The sequence below is a fragment of the uncultured Sulfitobacter sp. genome, from assembly GCF_964021855.1.
GTDB lineage: Bacteria > Pseudomonadota > Alphaproteobacteria > Rhodobacterales > Rhodobacteraceae > Sulfitobacter.
The window spans coordinates 848,587-863,210 of sequence record NZ_CAXHZD010000002.1 but is presented as its reverse complement, the minus strand read 5'-3'; the positions used below and the strand labels follow the sequence as shown (position 1 = coordinate 863,210).

The window sequence follows — 14,624 nt, the reverse complement described above, 5'->3', positions numbered from 1 at the left end:
CGGGCCTGGCACCCTTGACGATGGCTCTTAAGCCTGAACATGTATTGGCGAACATTGTACTGTGGTTTAGCGGCGTTCCTCTAGCCCCAAAACCCCGCCTGAATACAAAGAATTGCCTTATGCTGCTACTGATAGATAACTATGATAGTTTCACCTACAATCTTGTGCATTATCTAGGCGATTTGGGGGCCGACGTCGATATTCGGCGAAATGACGCCATTTCGGTTCAACACGCAATCGCGCTGAACCCCGCGGGCATTATCCTGTCGCCCGGCCCCTGTGACCCCGATCAGGCGGGCATCTGTCTGTCGCTGACCAAGGCTGCCGCAGGCGCTGGCATTCCGTTATTCGGGGTGTGTTTGGGGCATCAAACGTTGGGCCAGGCATTCGGCGGCAAGGTCGTGCGCGCCGATGACATTGTGCATGGCAAGATGGGGCAAATGCACCACACGGGCAAAGGCGTGTTTGCCGGCCTGCCCTCGCCCTTTGCCGCGACACGCTATCATTCGCTGGTGGTTGAGCGCGCGACATTACCAGACTGTCTGGAGATCACAGCCGAGCTGGAAGACGGCACCATCATGGGCCTGCAACACCGCGAGCTGCCCTTGCACGGGGTTCAGTTCCACCCCGAATCCATCCGGTCAGAGCATGGCCATAAGATGCTTCAAAACTTCCTTGATCTCGTAAAGGTGCCCGCATGAGCGAACGTCTCAAACCGTTGATCGACGCCGCGGCGAACGGCCCCCTGACCCGCGATCAGGCCGAGGAAGCCTTTGGTATCTTGTTCGACGGCGAAGCAACGCCAAGCCAGATCGGCGGTTTCCTGATGGCCCTGCGCACGCGCGGTGAAACGGTGGATGAATACGCCGCCGCCGCCCATGTCATGCGCGCGAAATGCAACGCAGTTGTGGCCCCTGCGGGCGCGATGGACATCGTCGGCACCGGCGGCGACGGCAAGGGCACGTTGAATATTTCCACCGCGACCGCCTTTGTCGTGGCTGGGGCTGGTGTTGTTGTGGCCAAACATGGCAACCGCAATCTGTCATCGAAATCCGGCGCGGCGGATGCGCTAACGCAGATGGGCCTCAAGGTCATGGTCGGCCCCAAAGTGGTTGAGGCTTGTCTGAACGAGGCCGGGATCGGCTTTATGATGGCCCCGATGCACCACCCTGCCATCGCCCACGTGATGCCAACGCGGTCCGAGCTGGGCACCCGCACGATTTTCAACATCCTCGGCCCCCTGACCAACCCGGCTGGCGTTAAACGGCAGTTGACCGGTGCCTATCGCCGCGACCTGATCCGCCCGATGGCCGAGACCCTTGGTGCGTTGGGCTCGGAAAAGGCATGGCTGGTCCATGGGTCTGACGGCACCGACGAGTTGACGATCACCGGCGTCAGCTGGGTTGCCGCCCTGAACCCTGATGGCACAGTGACAGAGTTCGAGATCACCCCAGAAGAGGCAGGCCTGCCCGTGCATCCGTTCGAGGATATCGTTGGCGGCACACCCGAAGAAAACGCGATTGCGTTCAATGCCTTGCTGGACGGCGCGCCCTCTGCCTACCGTGATGCGGTGCTGCTGAACGCTGCCGCTGCTTTGGTCGTTGCAGATGCGGCCCCCGACCTAAAAACGGGTGTCGAAATGGCCCGCACCAGCATCGACAGCGGGGCCGCCCGCGACAAGATCACCGAAGTGGCCCGCATTTCGAACGCCGGTTGATGTTTGATCTGTCCGCCCTTGGCGCATGGCGCGATCTGCCGTTTTTTGACGACACCCTGCCCGCGATCGAAGCTGCATTGGCACAAGACGACCGGCTGATCCTGCCGCCCCGTCATCAGGTATTTGCAGCCTTGCAACAGACCCAGCCCGATGATGTGCGTGTGGTTATCTTGGGCCAAGACCCTTATCCCACGCCGGGTCACGCACATGGGTTGGCCTTTTCGGCCGAGGCTGACACACGCCCCTTTCCCCGATCTTTGTCCAATATCTTTAAAGAGATGCGCGAAGATATCGGCGATGCACCCACCAATGCAGACCTGCATTTTTGGGCGCAACAGGGGGTGCTATTGCTGAACACCACGTTGACGGTGCCCGCAGGTACTGCAGGCGCACATGCGAAACTCGGGTGGCAAACCCTGACCACGCAAATTTTGCACCGTCTGTCGGATCGCCCCCGCGTCTATCTGCTATGGGGTGCACATGCGCAGAAAGTCGGCAAAGACGTCGACCCGCAGGCAAACCTTAAAATCGAAACTGCGCACCCGTCCCCCCTGTCTGCACGGCGCGGCTTTTTCGGATCGCGCCCCTTTTCGCGCAGCAATGACTGGTTGCAGGCCCAAGGCCAAACCGCCATAAACTGGGCAACCCCGGAGGCATCATGACAGATACAATCCTAGACAAAATCAAAGCCTATAAACTGGAAGAGGTCGCCGCCGACAAAGCCGCAAAACCGCTTGAGGCCGTGGAGGCAGACGCCCGTGCCGCGCCCACGGTGCGCCCCTTTGCCGACGCGCTGTTTGACGCCGCCCGCGAAGGATATGGCCTGATCGCCGAGATCAAGAAAGCCAGCCCATCCAAGGGTCTGATCCGCGCCGATTTTGACCCCGCTGCACTGGCCGCAGCCTATGCCGCAGGTGGGGCGACATGCCTATCTGTCTTGACCGACACCCCCAGTTTTCAAGGGGCCAAAGACTATCTGGTTGCCGCCCGCGAGGCCTGCACCCTGCCCGTTTTGCGTAAAGATTTCATGTACGACACCTATCAGGTCGCCGAGGCACGCGCCCTTGGGGCCGATTGTATCCTGATCATCATGGCATCGGTCAGTGACGCGCAGGCGCTTGAGCTTGAGGAAGCTGCCGCCGAATGGGGCATGGATGCCCTGATCGAAGTGCATGACAAAGCCGAACTTGACCGTGCCGCCTTGCTGAAAAGCCGGATGATCGGGATTAACAACCGCAACCTCAAGACATTCGAGACCTCGCTGGATACGACCCGCAGCCTGTCAAAATACGTCGAGATGGACAAAATGATCGTGTCGGAATCCGGGCTGAACACCCCTGACGATCTGTCGGAGATGGCCAAATTCGGTGCGCGTGTTTTCCTGATCGGCGAAAGCCTGATGCGCCAAGACGATGTCGAGGCCGCAACCCGCACGCTGCTTGCCAATCCCCTGCGCCCCGGAGGCATGTAAATGGCCCTTACGCATTTTGACGGCAAGGGCGATGCCCATATGGTTGATGTCTCGGACAAACCTGTGACATCACGGATCGCAGTGGCAGAAACCCACATCAAGATGCAGCGCGAAACCTTTGATATCATTACCGAAGGCCGTGCAAAAAAAGGCGACGTTCTAGGTGTTGCACGTCTCGCCGGGATCATGGCCGCCAAGCGGACAGCCGACCTGATCCCGCTGTGCCACCCCCTGCCGATCACCAAAGTTTCCGTCGAACTGATACCCGACCCCGACCTGCCCGGCATCCGGATCGAGGCGACGGTCAAAACAACCGGCCAAACCGGTGTCGAAATGGAAGCCCTCACCGCCGCGTCCGTCACCGCACTGACCGTCTATGACATGGCCAAAGCGGTGGACAAAGCGATGGAAATCGGCGGCCTGCGCGTGTTGCTCAAAGACGGCGGCAAATCAGGCCGGTTCGAGGCATCATGATCTCGGTCGAAGACGCCCTGTCAAATCTGTTTGATCTTGTCGCCCCCATGGGCGTTGAGCGGGTCGGTTTGCGCCATGCCGCAGGGCGGGTATTGGCAGAAAACGTCACGGCCAACAGATCGCAGCCCCCGTTCGATGTGTCATCGATGGATGGCTATGCGCTGCACCGGGCGGAGGTTGAGCCCGACGCCATGTTCAAGGTGATTGGCGAAGCGGCTGCGGGGCACCGTTTTGACGGCATCGTAAAACCCGGTCAGGCCGTGCGGATATTCACAGGTGCGCCGATCCCCGAGGGGGCCGATTTCGTTGTCATTCAAGAGGATACGACCCGACGCGGCGACCTCCTCATGCTCGGGCATGACATCGACGGTAAAACCAACATCCGCCCCGCAGGCGGCGACTTTAAGGCGGGCGATGTGATGTCCGCGCCGCGTGTGTTGCGCCCTGCCGATATTGCCTTGCTCGCCGCGATGAATCTTGCCGAGGTGCCCGTTCACACCGCGCCCCAGATCGCGATTATCGCAACCGGGGATGAGCTGGTGCAGCCGGGTGAAACGCCGGGACCCGATCAGATTATCGCCTCCAACACCTATGGCCTTGCTGCCATGCTGGAACAACTCGGCGCGCAATGCCGGATGATCCCGATTGCGCGCGATACGGTGCCGTCACTGACCCAGGCGTTCAAGATCGCCCAAGGGGCCGATTTGATTATCACTATTGGCGGGGCGTCGGTCGGGGATCATGATCTGGTTGCCCCTGTCGCGGCCGAAATGGGGATGGAGCAGTCGTTTTATAAGGTCGCGATGCGACCCGGCAAACCGCTCATGGCGGGAAAGCTGGCAGATACGCCGATGATCGGCCTGCCCGGCAACCCCGTGTCGGCGATGGTTTGCGGTGTGGTGTTTGTGGCCCCCGTGGTACGCAAAATGCTGGGCCTTCCGGCCGAGCCTGCGCCCCGCGTCTCCCTGCCCCTGGCCGTGGATCTGCCCCAAGGCGGGCCGCGCGCCCATTATATGCGTGCTTTGGTCAAGGGTGGCGCGGTCCACCCAGAGACTAATCAAGACAGTTCATTGCTCAGCGTTCTGGCGCAGGCCGACGTGCTGATGATCCGGCCAGCAGATGATCCGGCGCGGAAATCTGGCGATATGATGGACTGTATCGCGCTGTAGCGTTGACACAAAACAAGAACATCACTAGAACAAACCCAAACCAATAATCTCAGGGAATGTTCGGATGCTGACGAAAAAACAACTCGACCTGCTGGCTTTCATTCACAAGCGCGTTCAGCGCGACGGTGTGCCGCCCAGCTTTGACGAGATGAAAGAAGCATTGGACCTGCGATCTAAATCCGGCATCCACCGTCTGATTACAGCCCTTGAGGAACGCGGGTTTATCCGCCGTCTGGCCCACCGTGCCCGCGCCATCGAAGTGGTAAAATTACCAGATAGCATGGGCGGCCTGCCAAAGCCCGGGTTTACCCCCCGCATTATTGATGGCGACCGGCCCGACAGCCCGCCCCCCGCCGCCGCGCAATCGGTGTCCGGATCGTCGACTGATATCCCGATGATGGGCCGGATTGCCGCCGGTGTCCCGATCGAGGCGATTTCCACCATGTCCCATTCCGTGGCGGTGCCGGGGAATATGATCAGCGGCAGCGGCGAACACTATGCCCTTGAGGTTAAAGGCGATTCGATGATTGAGGCGGGCATTAACGACGGCGATGTTGTGGTGATCCGCGAAACATCTGTCGCCGATGACGGTGATATTGTGGTCGCTCTGGTCGAGGATCACGAGGCAACGCTCAAGACCTTTAAACGCCACGGCAGTTCAATCGCGCTAGAGGCCGCAAACCCGGCTTACGAGACGCGGGTGTTCCCGTCTGATATGGTCAAGATTCAGGGGCGTCTGGTGGGTTTGATCCGCACATATTAATCGCACCTATTGGCCAGACTACATGTCTGGCCATTGCGCCCACAACCGCGTGCCCGCCCTTTGGCGGGCCGTTTGCATTTTAAGCTGACCGTCGTTCACAGACATGGCGATTGCGCCGGTTTTGCGCAGGTGGGGCGGGTCAAAAATTACGCAATCACCGATGGCGCGATCAATCTCAACCGATGACACGACAATCTGCCCCACCGTACATCCAGCAAAGGCAGCAACCGCGCGTTTGCCGGACAAGTGGATGATCTCTTGCCCCCCGATACGCATATTTGGCCCCCACCGCGCGGCAGCGTCTGCCTGTTCTGCACCGTCGCCGTCATTCTCTAACCAGTTTCGGGCAACGAACCCTGCCCCCTTGGCCTTGCTCAACGCGCGACCTTGGGCTGTCATGACGCCAACCAAATTGCCCGTATCGGCGATTAAGACCGTCGGCCGCGCGGCCTGATGCCACAAGGCGAATGCCGCGACGACAACCGCAAGGCCCGCAAAACGCAAACGCCCCTGCCACAGCAAAAGCCACAAAAACCCAAGCGCCATCAGCGGCAGCACCCAGACACCCGGCCCTTTGACATGGCCCTGCGCCCCGTCAAGATCGGCCACGAATGCCGCCACGGCCAATATCCAACGCAGGCCCAAGCCCATGATCCACAACGCCAAATGATCCAGACCGAAGGGGGCCATAACCAACGCGCCAACTGCCGCTGGCATGACCAACAGGCCCATCAATGGCACCGACAAAAGGTTCGCGATCAGCCCGAAATGCGCAATCGAATTGAAATGCGCCGCGCCCACAGGGGCCGTAAAGACGCCCGCCACAGCAGATGAGATAAAGGTCGCGACCGCCGGGGCGAGCCATTTTGGCCCCAATGACAGCTCTGCCTCGCGCAGCCAGCCGAAGACCGCCACCAGTGCTGTGGTCGCGGCGAACGACATCTGAAACCCCGGCCCCATCAACGCCTCGGGTCTGAGGGTCAAAACAATCGTCGCAGCAATGGCAACCGCCCGCAGGCTAAGCGCGCGCCGCCCCAGCATCAGCGCGCCCAAGGCCACGGCAACCATCACGAATGCGCGTTCGGTCGCCACGTTCCCACCCGAAAGCGCGAGATAGCCAGTGGCAGCAACCAGCGCGCCCGCCGCCGCAATACTGCGGGTGGGCCAACGCAGGGCAACCCATGGGATCAGGCTGAGCACCAGCCGCAGCGCGCCAAAAACAACGGCGCTGAGCAACCCCATGTGCAGGCCGGAAATCGCCAGCAAATGCGCGAGGTTACTGGCGCGCAGATCAAACAATGCGGTTTGGCTGATGGCACTGCGATCCCCCGTTGTGATCGCCGTCGCAAATCCGCCAATGTCCCCCTCAAGGGCTGCCTGCACGCGCGCCGATGCCACCATGCGCACCTGCAAAACCAGCAGGCCCGCACGACCCTGCGATGCTGCGGCGGCCCCCAGAACCGGATTGCGGGTATAGCCCACAGCGCCGAGCCGCGCGAACCACGCGTGGCGTTGAAAGTCAAAACCGCCCGGCTCCACCGGACCACTGGGCGGCGACAAATGCCCCGTCGTCATCACCCGCATCCCCGGTTCTGGGGTAATGCTGTGGCTTTGATCGCCGTGCAGCGACACGCGCACCCGCGTCGGGGTGCGGGCGTCGGAAACCCGTTCCAAAACCACACGGTCCAAGGTCAGGCGCAAGGCGTCAGACTGACTGCGATCAATCCCTACAATGCGCCCTTCGATCGCACCGTAATAGCGCCAGCCCAAGACCGGCCCGCCCACAGCATGCGCGCGTAAGGCGGCCAAATCGAACCCGATCATTCCCAAGGCGATGGCCACGAAAACGGGGCTGATGCCTTCGGGCAGAAACCGCTGTACCCAAATCAGCGCCACCGCGCCCGCGGTCAACCCGATCAGAACGGGCAGCGCCGGTTCGACCGTCAGCATAAAATAACAGCCGATACCGCAGGCAAGGCAGACCGGCACCCAGCCGAACAGGTGCCCGCGCTGTTGCAACATCATCTGCGATAGACCTTGTATCAGGCCCATACTTGCCCCCGATCCCCGCACTAGATAGATAGACCCTGACGCTAGCCGCAGCATGGTTAGCAAATGATAAACGGCCCCCCGCCCAAGGGGATTTCCGTGCCATTTCTTCTGAAAGGACGCCGCCCATGACACAGCCTGTCGTCACCCGTTTTGCCCCCTCGCCGACCGGCTATCTGCATATTGGCGGTGCACGCACAGCGCTGTTCAGCTGGCTGTATGCGCGGGGCCGTGGCGGCAAGTTCCTGCTGCGGATCGAAGACACAGACCGCGTGCGCTATACGCCCGAGGCCACCGATGCGATCTTGCAAGGCATGGCGTGGCTGGGGCTGGATCACGACGGCGAAGTGGTCAGCCAGTTCGAGAATGCAGCCCGTCACGCGGAGGTCGCACTTGAACTGCTTGCCGCTGGCAGGGCCTATAAATGTTTCGCGACCCAAGAAGAAATCGCCGCGTTCCGCGACACCGCCAAGGCCGAAGGACGCAGCACGCTGTATCATTCGCCCTGGCGTGACGCTGACCCAGCCACCCACCCTGACGCGCCTTATGTCGTGCGCATCAAAGCGCCGCAAAGTGGTGAGACGATCATTCACGACCGCGTTCAGGGCGATGTAAAGATCGGCAACGACCAGCTGGATGACATGGTTTTGTTACGTTCCGATGGTAGCCCCGTCTACATGCTGGCCGTTGTCGTTGATGACCATGATATGGGCGTGACCCATGTAATCCGCGGGGATGACCACCTGAACAACGCCGCGCGTCAAATGATGATTTATAATGCAATGGGATGGGACGTGCCGGTTTGGGCGCATATCCCGCTGATTCATGGCTCTGACGGCAAGAAACTGTCGAAACGTCACGGTGCCTTGGGCGCGCAGGAATATCAGGCCATGGGCTATCCTGCCGCTGGCATGCGCAACTATCTTGCCCGTCTGGGGTGGAGCCATGGTGACGACGAATTTTTCACCGATGCGCAGGCAAAAGAATGGTTCGATCTGGACGGTATCCGCAAAAGCCCTGCCCAGTTTGACCTTAAAAAGCTGGAAAATATCTGCGGCCAGCATATTGCCGTCGCCGATGACGCTGCGTTGCGGCAAGAGATCGAGGCATACCTGAGTGCTGCGGGCCTTCCTGCCCTAACGTCGCAACAAGGTGATGGGCTGGAGCGGGCGATGTATTGCCTGAAAGATCGGGCAAAAACCTTCCCCGAACTCCTTGAAAAAGCACAGTTTGTCTTGACCAGTCGCCCCATCGTACCGGATGAAAAAGCGGCGAAAAATCTAGATGATGTATCCCGTGGTATACTGAGAGAATTGACGCCGCAGTTGCAGAATGTTAACTGGGATCGAGAAACGCTGGAAGACGCGCTGAACGGCTTTGCCGCCGCACATGATACCAAATTTGGCAAACTGGCCGGACCTTTGCGGTCGGCCCTTGCCGGTCGGGCAGCTACCCCATCGGTATTTGATATGTTGCTGGTTTTGGGTCGTGATGAAAGCCTTGCCAGATTGCAGGACGCAGCGGTTTGAGGGATGCTTAAGCAAATCTCAACCAAACGCGAGATAACACAACGCACACGCCAATTCAGGCAAGTGCCGGACGGTGGGCAAAACGCACACCGCCAACGGTAGAAAGGGACTTCATGGCCGAGAGTACAAAATCAGCAACGTTGACCATCGACGGAAAAAGCTATGAATTACCCATTCATTCCCCAACGGCTGGCCCCGATGTCATGGATATTCGCAAGCTTTACGCGCAGGCGAACGTCTTTACCTATGACCCTGGTTTTACGTCGACCGCTGCCTGTGACAGCACCATTACGTTCATCGATGGCGACGAAGGTGTGTTGCTGCACCGCGGATACCCCATCGATCAACTGGCCAGCCAGTCGCACTATCTAGAGGTCTGCTACCTGCTGCTTTATGGTGAGCTGCCTTCGCCAACGAAGCTGGAAGAGTTTGAAAATCTGGTGACCAACCACACCATGATCCACGAACAGATGATTAATTTCTTCCGTGGTTTCCGCCGTGACGCGCACCCAATGGCCATCATGGTCGGTGTCGTCGGCGCAATGTCTGCATTCTACCATGACAGCACAGATATCAATGACGCGCATCAGCGCGAGGTCGCGACGATCCGTCTGATCGCCAAGATGCCAACAATCGCGGCCATGGCGTATAAGTACACCATCGGCCAACCCTTTGTTTATCCTCGCAATGATGTCGATTATGCCGGGAACTTCCTGCGCATGTGTTTCGCCGTCCCTGCCGAAGAATATGTGGTTGATCCGATCCTCGCCCGCGCGATGGATCGTATCTTTACCCTGCATGCCGATCACGAGCAAAACGCGTCCACATCGACTGTGCGCTTGGCGTCTTCCTCGGGTGCGAACCCGTTTGCCTGTATTGCTGCCGGGATCGCCTGTCTTTGGGGCCCTGCACACGGTGGTGCGAACCAAGCATGCCTTGAAATGCTCAAGGAAATTGGCACGCCGGACCGCATTCCAGAGTTTATCGCACGGGCGAAGGACAAGAACGATCCGTTCCGCCTCATGGGTTTTGGTCACCGCGTTTACAAAAACTTCGACCCCCGCGCGACCGTGATGAAGGAAAGCGCCGACGAGGTTCTTGAACTACTTGGCGTTGAAAACAACCCAATCCTGCAAGTTGCCAAAGAACTTGAGAAACAGGCGCTGGAAGATCCGTATTTCGCAGAAAAGAAACTGTTCCCGAACGTCGATTTCTATTCCGGCATCATTCTTGAGGCCATGGGCTTTCCAACCTCAATGTTCACGCCAATCTTTGCATTGGCGCGCACCGTTGGCTGGATTTCTCAGTGGAAAGAACAGATTAGCGATCCACAGCTTAAAATCGGCCGTCCACGCCAGCTGTATCTGGGTGAAAACAAGCGCGATTACATCGACATCGAAAACCGCTGATATCAGCGCGAATTTGATTTTAACGCTCCGCCATATGGCGGGGCGTTTTTTTTTGCGCCTGCAGTGCATCCAGCGGAATTGCGATCGGCCCATGCTCCAAATAGGCGCATAATACGCTCAATTAGAATCAACCCAAGGCAGCGCGCGTGATCAAACACGCCCCCACGCCCCGATTGTTTCCATCCATTTTTCGACATTTCGAAACCAAACCGCCCAGACTGCGGCGGTTCTGTGCTTTTGTTTCCCCACATTGAACAATTAGCGAACTTGATTGACCGACATCAGCGGGCACCAATAAACTGGGGGAAATCGGTGGGGGCCGCACATCTGTCTTTTCTGAAAATCGAGCAGATTTTCAACGGCGTGCAGGCATTCCACAATAAGAGACAGAGGATTGCAGCGATGGCAGTTTTAGATAAAGAGGCCGATCTTCAGTGGGACAATGCGACCAGCCTGAAATCGGTTGAGGCGCTGAAACAGAACTGCCCGCAGGGGTCTTTTGTGCGCGACAATCATCAAAACTGCGACCAGATTGCCGTGATTTATAACAAAGGCCAGACACCTCCGCACATCACGGTGAAAAAGGTGTCCAGCTCTGTTCAGACGGTGTGGGCCGATGGTGTCGCGGTGGCTGTGGTGGCCTGCACATCGCGCCCTACACTGCGCCCAGACGACGTTCTGTTGATCGAACGCTCGATTTAGGCGTCGCAGTTACCGCCCTTCAAATTTGGCAATCCGCTTTTGCAGGAACGCGATAACGCCTTCCTTGAAATCACGCGATTGGCCGCATTTACCTTGTTCGCGTGCCTCCAACGCCAGTTGATCCTCAAAGGAGTTATCCCAGCTTTCACGGATGGCTTTCTTGGTTGATGCATAGGCCATGGTTGGGCCACTGGCCAATTGTGCCGCCTTGGCACGCCAATGCCCGTCAAATTCCGCGTCGGGGACGGCTTCCCAAATCATGCCCCAGTTATCTGCCTGACGGGCGCTGATCTTATCCGCGAACAGCGCGGCCCCCATGGCCTTGGCCATGCCCATCTGACGCGGCAATGTGTATGTGCCGCCTGCATCCGGGATCAAACCGATACGGGTAAACGCCTGCAAGAAATAGGCCGATTCAGTGGCGATCACGATGTCGGCGGCCAGCGCGAGGTTTGCCCCCGCCCCCGCTGCCGCACCGTTGACGGCGGCAATCGTCGGCACCGGGCAATTCGAAATCGCACGCAGCATGGGGGCGTATTCGTCACGCAGGGTCCGCTCCAGATCCATGGCAGCGCCGCCGTTGCTATCGCCCAGATCTTGGCCCGAACAAAACGCGCGCCCTGCCCCCGTTACAACCACACAGCGTGCCAGCTTGCCCGCCTGCGTAAAGGCATGTTCGATCTCTGCGCGCATCTGCGAGGTCAGCGCGTTCATCTTATCGGCACGGTTCAGCGTGATAACGGCAAGGCCGTCGGTCAGGTCAAAGGTTAAGGTCTGGTAATCCATCGGTCAGGTCCAATCTGCAGGTTTGCGCGCACTGTACCCAATGCTGCCCACAGGACCAGTAAAACCACGCGTTACCTTTTTAAAATTTCGTCCAGACGGGCCTGTTCTTCGGGGCTAAGCGGGGTTTGATCCGGTGCCGGGGCACGCGATCGTCCGCGCAAATAGCCATAGCCCAGCCCGGCAGCCAGCAGCAGCATCAGCGGGCCAGCCCCCCACAACAGCCACGTCGACCCCGACGCGGGGGGATTAAGCAGAACGTATTCGCCATAGCGATCAACAATGAAATCAACGGCTTCTTGGTCGCTATCCCCCGCGACCAACCGTTCGCGCAGCAATATCCGCAGGTCGCGGGCAAGGCTGGCGTTGCTTTCGTCGATGCTCTCATTACGGCACACAAGGCAGCGCAGCCCCTTGGAAAGATCGCGCGCCCTTTCCTCAAGCACCGGATCTGACAGGATTTCATCGGGCTGCACCGCCAAGGCGGGCGTGACCAACAACATGAGTGCAATCAAAAGCGCCCTCATTCTGCTGGCACCGCTGTTGCGCGTTTGGCCGCCCCCGCAGCCACCCGAAACCGTCTGTCCGTCAGGCTAAGCAAACCACCCAAGGCCATCAGCGCGCAGCCGATCCAGATCCAGTTTGTCAGAGGTTTGACATAGGTCCGAATAACCCAACCGCCCGTGTCTTGTTCATCCCCGATCACCACATAGACGTCGCGCAGCAGGTTGTAATCAATCGCGGCCTCCGTCGTGGGCATCTGCGCCACGGGGTAAAACCGTTTCTCGGGGCGGAGTTGTGCGATTTCTTTGCCGTCTTGGAACAAGGTCACATAGCCGGTGGTCGCCACATAATTCGGCCCCTGAGACCGCTCAACATTATCAAGCTGAACGGTATAGCTGCCCACATCGATTGTCCCGCCAATGGGCACGGCGCGAATATCGTCAATGTTCCACGCCATCAGGCCAGCGATCCCTGCCATCGTCACGCCAAGCCCGGCATGGGCGGTCATTTTGCCCCAATCAGCGCGCGGCAAACGCAATAGGCGGCGCAACCGCCCCTGCCCACGCCCGGTGCGGCCCAACAGATCAACCACGGTGCCCATCACAATCCAGGCACCCAAGAACATGCCAACCGGCCCCAAAAGGCTGCGGCCCGTCTGGATCACATAGGCCAAGCCGCCAAGCGCCAGCGCCAGCACGAAAACATAGCGCAACGGTTTCAACGCACGGCCGATCTGCGCGCGTTTCCACGGCATGGCCGAACCGATGGGCAACACCAGCCCCAGCAGTACCATGAAGGGCGTGAATGCCGCGTTAAAGAACGGCGGTCCCACGCTTAGCTTGCGGTCAAAGAACATCTCGGCCAGCAGCGGCCACATCGTCCCGATGAAAACAACAAAACACGCAACAGCGAGCAGCACGTTATTCACCAGCAAAGCAGATTCGCGGCTGACGATGCTAAACACGCCCTTCGCCTCTAACGCCGATGCGCGCATCGCGAACAACACCAAAGCGCCGCCCATAAAGAACGCCATAATCATCAAAATGAAAACGCCGCGTTCCGGATCATTGGCAAAGGCATGGACGGAGGTCAGCAGGCCCGAGCGCACGATAAATGTGCCGATCAGCGAAAACCCAAACGCAAGGATCGCCAGCAGGATCGTCCAGCTTTTAAGACTTTCGCGTTTTTCCACCACAACGGCCGAGTGCAACAATGCAGCCGCCAAAAGCCATGGCATAAAGGACGCGTTTTCAACCGGATCCCAGAACCAGAAACCGCCCCAGCCCAGCTCGTAATAGGCCCACCAGGACCCAAGCGCGATGCCGATAGTCAGGAAAATCCAGGCCGCCAATGTCCAAGGGCGCACCCAACGGCCCCATGCGGCGTCAATGCGCCCTTCGATCAGGGCGGCAACGGCAAAGCTGAAGGTCATCGACAGGCCAACATACCCTAAATAAAGGAACGGCGGGTGAAAGGCCAAACCGGGGTCTTGCAACAGCGGGTTCAAATCCTGCCCGTCAAAGGGCGGTGTCGCAAGGCGTAAAAACGGGTTCGAGGTGAATAGAATAAAGGCAAAGAACGCCACGCCGATGGCAGCCTGAACCGCCAAGACACGGGCGCGCAGGCTTTGCGGTAAGTTCCCGCCAAACCACGCGGCCATTGCGCCAAACAGCGATACGATCAGCACCCACAGCAGCATCGACCCCTCGTGGTTGCCCCATGTGCCGCTGATTTTATACAACATCGGCTTCATCGAATGGCTGTTCAGCACCACCAAACGCAACGAGAAATCCGAGGTGATAAACGCCCACATCAGCGCACCAAAGGCCAGTGCCGTCAGGGCAAATTGCGCGCCAGCCGCGGGCTCGGCGGCGGCCATCCAGCCGGGCCAGCGTTTATAGGCACCGATCAGCGGAACAACCGTCTGAAAAATGGCAACGCCAAAGGCGAGGATAAGCGCGAAATGTCCGAGTTCTGTAATCATGCCGCATTATAGGCCGCAAACGCGCACCTTGCCATGCCCATTCACGCCCCCTTGGCGCGCAAAGCGTCGC

Annotated in this window: 14 protein-coding genes; 10 read left to right on the top strand and 4 right to left on the bottom strand. The window is 59.0% G+C overall.

Annotated elements, in window-relative coordinates; all coding sequences use genetic code 11:
• Positions 1–119: 119 nt before the first annotated feature.
• The 7 genes from AADJ11_RS10430 (at position 120) to lexA (ending at position 5,594) form a co-directional block, all read left to right on the top strand.
• On the top strand, positions 120–701 hold the full coding sequence (locus tag AADJ11_RS10430) for an aminodeoxychorismate/anthranilate synthase component II (protein WP_341234444.1): 582 nt from the start codon (positions 120–122) through the stop codon (positions 699–701).
• The gene (gene trpD, locus AADJ11_RS10425; protein ID WP_341234443.1) at positions 698–1,717 is read left to right on the top strand and encodes an anthranilate phosphoribosyltransferase; all 1,020 of its coding nucleotides are present in this window, start codon (positions 698–700) and stop codon (positions 1,715–1,717) included. The genes AADJ11_RS10430 and trpD overlap by 4 nt, the downstream gene beginning before the upstream one ends.
• Positions 1,717–2,379, top strand: coding sequence for a uracil-DNA glycosylase (locus AADJ11_RS10420; RefSeq protein WP_341234442.1), 663 nt, complete (start codon positions 1,717–1,719; stop codon positions 2,377–2,379). The genes trpD and AADJ11_RS10420 overlap by 1 nt, the downstream gene beginning before the upstream one ends.
• Entirely contained in the window at positions 2,376–3,188 is an 813-nt protein-coding gene (gene trpC, locus AADJ11_RS10415; protein WP_341234441.1) for an indole-3-glycerol phosphate synthase TrpC, read from the top strand. Before AADJ11_RS10420 ends, trpC begins: the two co-directional genes overlap by 4 nt.
• Complete coding sequence (gene moaC, locus AADJ11_RS10410) at positions 3,189–3,662, top strand: cyclic pyranopterin monophosphate synthase MoaC (RefSeq protein WP_341234440.1); 474 nt, start codon at positions 3,189–3,191, stop codon at positions 3,660–3,662. It abuts the gene before it with no gap.
• Positions 3,659–4,831, top strand: a complete 1,173-nt coding sequence (glp, locus tag AADJ11_RS10405; protein WP_341234439.1) for a gephyrin-like molybdotransferase Glp — start codon at positions 3,659–3,661, stop codon at positions 4,829–4,831. Before moaC ends, glp begins: the two co-directional genes overlap by 4 nt.
• Before the next feature lie 64 nt (positions 4,832–4,895).
• Positions 4,896–5,594, top strand: a complete 699-nt coding sequence (gene lexA, locus AADJ11_RS10400) for a transcriptional repressor LexA (protein WP_341234438.1) — start codon at positions 4,896–4,898, stop codon at positions 5,592–5,594.
• Between the two features lie 18 nt (positions 5,595–5,612).
• On the opposite strand, the gene AADJ11_RS10395 is transcribed toward lexA, so the two are convergent.
• The gene (locus AADJ11_RS10395) at positions 5,613–7,646 is read right to left on the bottom strand and encodes a ComEC/Rec2 family competence protein (RefSeq protein ID WP_341234437.1); all 2,034 of its coding nucleotides are present in this window, start codon (positions 7,644–7,646) and stop codon (positions 5,613–5,615) included.
• A gap of 125 nt (positions 7,647–7,771) precedes the next feature.
• Between AADJ11_RS10395 and gltX the strand changes: the two genes are divergently transcribed.
• From gltX to AADJ11_RS10380, 3 genes are all read left to right on the top strand, one after another.
• The gene (gene gltX, locus AADJ11_RS10390) at positions 7,772–9,172 is read left to right on the top strand and encodes a glutamate--tRNA ligase (RefSeq protein ID WP_341234436.1); all 1,401 of its coding nucleotides are present in this window, start codon (positions 7,772–7,774) and stop codon (positions 9,170–9,172) included.
• A 113-nt stretch (positions 9,173–9,285) separates the two neighbouring features.
• The gene (gene gltA, locus AADJ11_RS10385; RefSeq protein ID WP_341234435.1) at positions 9,286–10,581 is read left to right on the top strand and encodes a citrate synthase; all 1,296 of its coding nucleotides are present in this window, start codon (positions 9,286–9,288) and stop codon (positions 10,579–10,581) included.
• A 402-nt stretch (positions 10,582–10,983) separates the two neighbouring features.
• Positions 10,984–11,283, top strand: coding sequence for a hypothetical protein (locus AADJ11_RS10380; RefSeq protein ID WP_341234434.1), 300 nt, complete (start codon positions 10,984–10,986; stop codon positions 11,281–11,283).
• 9 nt (positions 11,284–11,292) lie between these two features.
• On the opposite strand, the gene AADJ11_RS10375 is transcribed toward AADJ11_RS10380, so the two are convergent.
• The 3 genes from AADJ11_RS10375 to AADJ11_RS10365 all read right to left on the bottom strand — a co-directional run bounded on the left by AADJ11_RS10375 (position 11,293) and on the right by AADJ11_RS10365 (position 14,554).
• Positions 11,293–12,069, bottom strand: a complete 777-nt coding sequence (locus AADJ11_RS10375) for an enoyl-CoA hydratase-related protein (RefSeq protein WP_341234433.1) — start codon at positions 12,067–12,069, stop codon at positions 11,293–11,295.
• A 71-nt stretch (positions 12,070–12,140) separates the two neighbouring features.
• Positions 12,141–12,593: a cytochrome c-type biogenesis protein gene (locus AADJ11_RS10370; RefSeq protein ID WP_341234432.1), complete on the bottom strand. Its 453-nt coding sequence runs from the start codon at positions 12,591–12,593 to the stop codon at positions 12,141–12,143.
• Entirely contained in the window at positions 12,590–14,554 is a 1,965-nt protein-coding gene (locus AADJ11_RS10365; protein ID WP_341234431.1) for a heme lyase CcmF/NrfE family subunit, read from the bottom strand. The genes AADJ11_RS10370 and AADJ11_RS10365 overlap by 4 nt, the downstream gene beginning before the upstream one ends.
• Positions 14,555–14,624: the final 70 nt, after the last annotated feature.

What these genes read in the sequence shown, in the direction of transcription:
- AADJ11_RS10430 (WP_341234444.1), top strand. Translation starts at nt 120, where the DNA reads ATGCTGCTACTGATAGATAACTATGATAGTTTCACCTACAATCTTGTG.
- AADJ11_RS10375 (WP_341234433.1), bottom strand. Translation starts at nt 12,069, where the DNA reads ATGGATTACCAGACCTTAACCTTTGACCTGACCGACGGCCTTGCCGTT.
- AADJ11_RS10420 (WP_341234442.1), top strand. Translation starts at nt 1,717, where the DNA reads ATGTTTGATCTGTCCGCCCTTGGCGCATGGCGCGATCTGCCGTTTTTT.
- gltA (WP_341234435.1), top strand. Translation starts at nt 9,286, where the DNA reads ATGGCCGAGAGTACAAAATCAGCAACGTTGACCATCGACGGAAAAAGC.
- trpD (WP_341234443.1), top strand. Translation starts at nt 698, where the DNA reads ATGAGCGAACGTCTCAAACCGTTGATCGACGCCGCGGCGAACGGCCCC.
- trpC (WP_341234441.1), top strand. Translation starts at nt 2,376, where the DNA reads ATGACAGATACAATCCTAGACAAAATCAAAGCCTATAAACTGGAAGAG.
- AADJ11_RS10395 (WP_341234437.1), bottom strand. Translation starts at nt 7,646, where the DNA reads ATGGGCCTGATACAAGGTCTATCGCAGATGATGTTGCAACAGCGCGGG.
- AADJ11_RS10370 (WP_341234432.1), bottom strand. Translation starts at nt 12,593, where the DNA reads ATGAGGGCGCTTTTGATTGCACTCATGTTGTTGGTCACGCCCGCCTTG.
- lexA (WP_341234438.1), top strand. Translation starts at nt 4,896, where the DNA reads ATGCTGACGAAAAAACAACTCGACCTGCTGGCTTTCATTCACAAGCGC.
- AADJ11_RS10365 (WP_341234431.1), bottom strand. Translation starts at nt 14,554, where the DNA reads ATGATTACAGAACTCGGACATTTCGCGCTTATCCTCGCCTTTGGCGTT.
- AADJ11_RS10380 (WP_341234434.1), top strand. Translation starts at nt 10,984, where the DNA reads ATGGCAGTTTTAGATAAAGAGGCCGATCTTCAGTGGGACAATGCGACC.
- moaC (WP_341234440.1), top strand. Translation starts at nt 3,189, where the DNA reads ATGGCCCTTACGCATTTTGACGGCAAGGGCGATGCCCATATGGTTGAT.
- glp (WP_341234439.1), top strand. Translation starts at nt 3,659, where the DNA reads ATGATCTCGGTCGAAGACGCCCTGTCAAATCTGTTTGATCTTGTCGCC.
- gltX (WP_341234436.1), top strand. Translation starts at nt 7,772, where the DNA reads ATGACACAGCCTGTCGTCACCCGTTTTGCCCCCTCGCCGACCGGCTAT.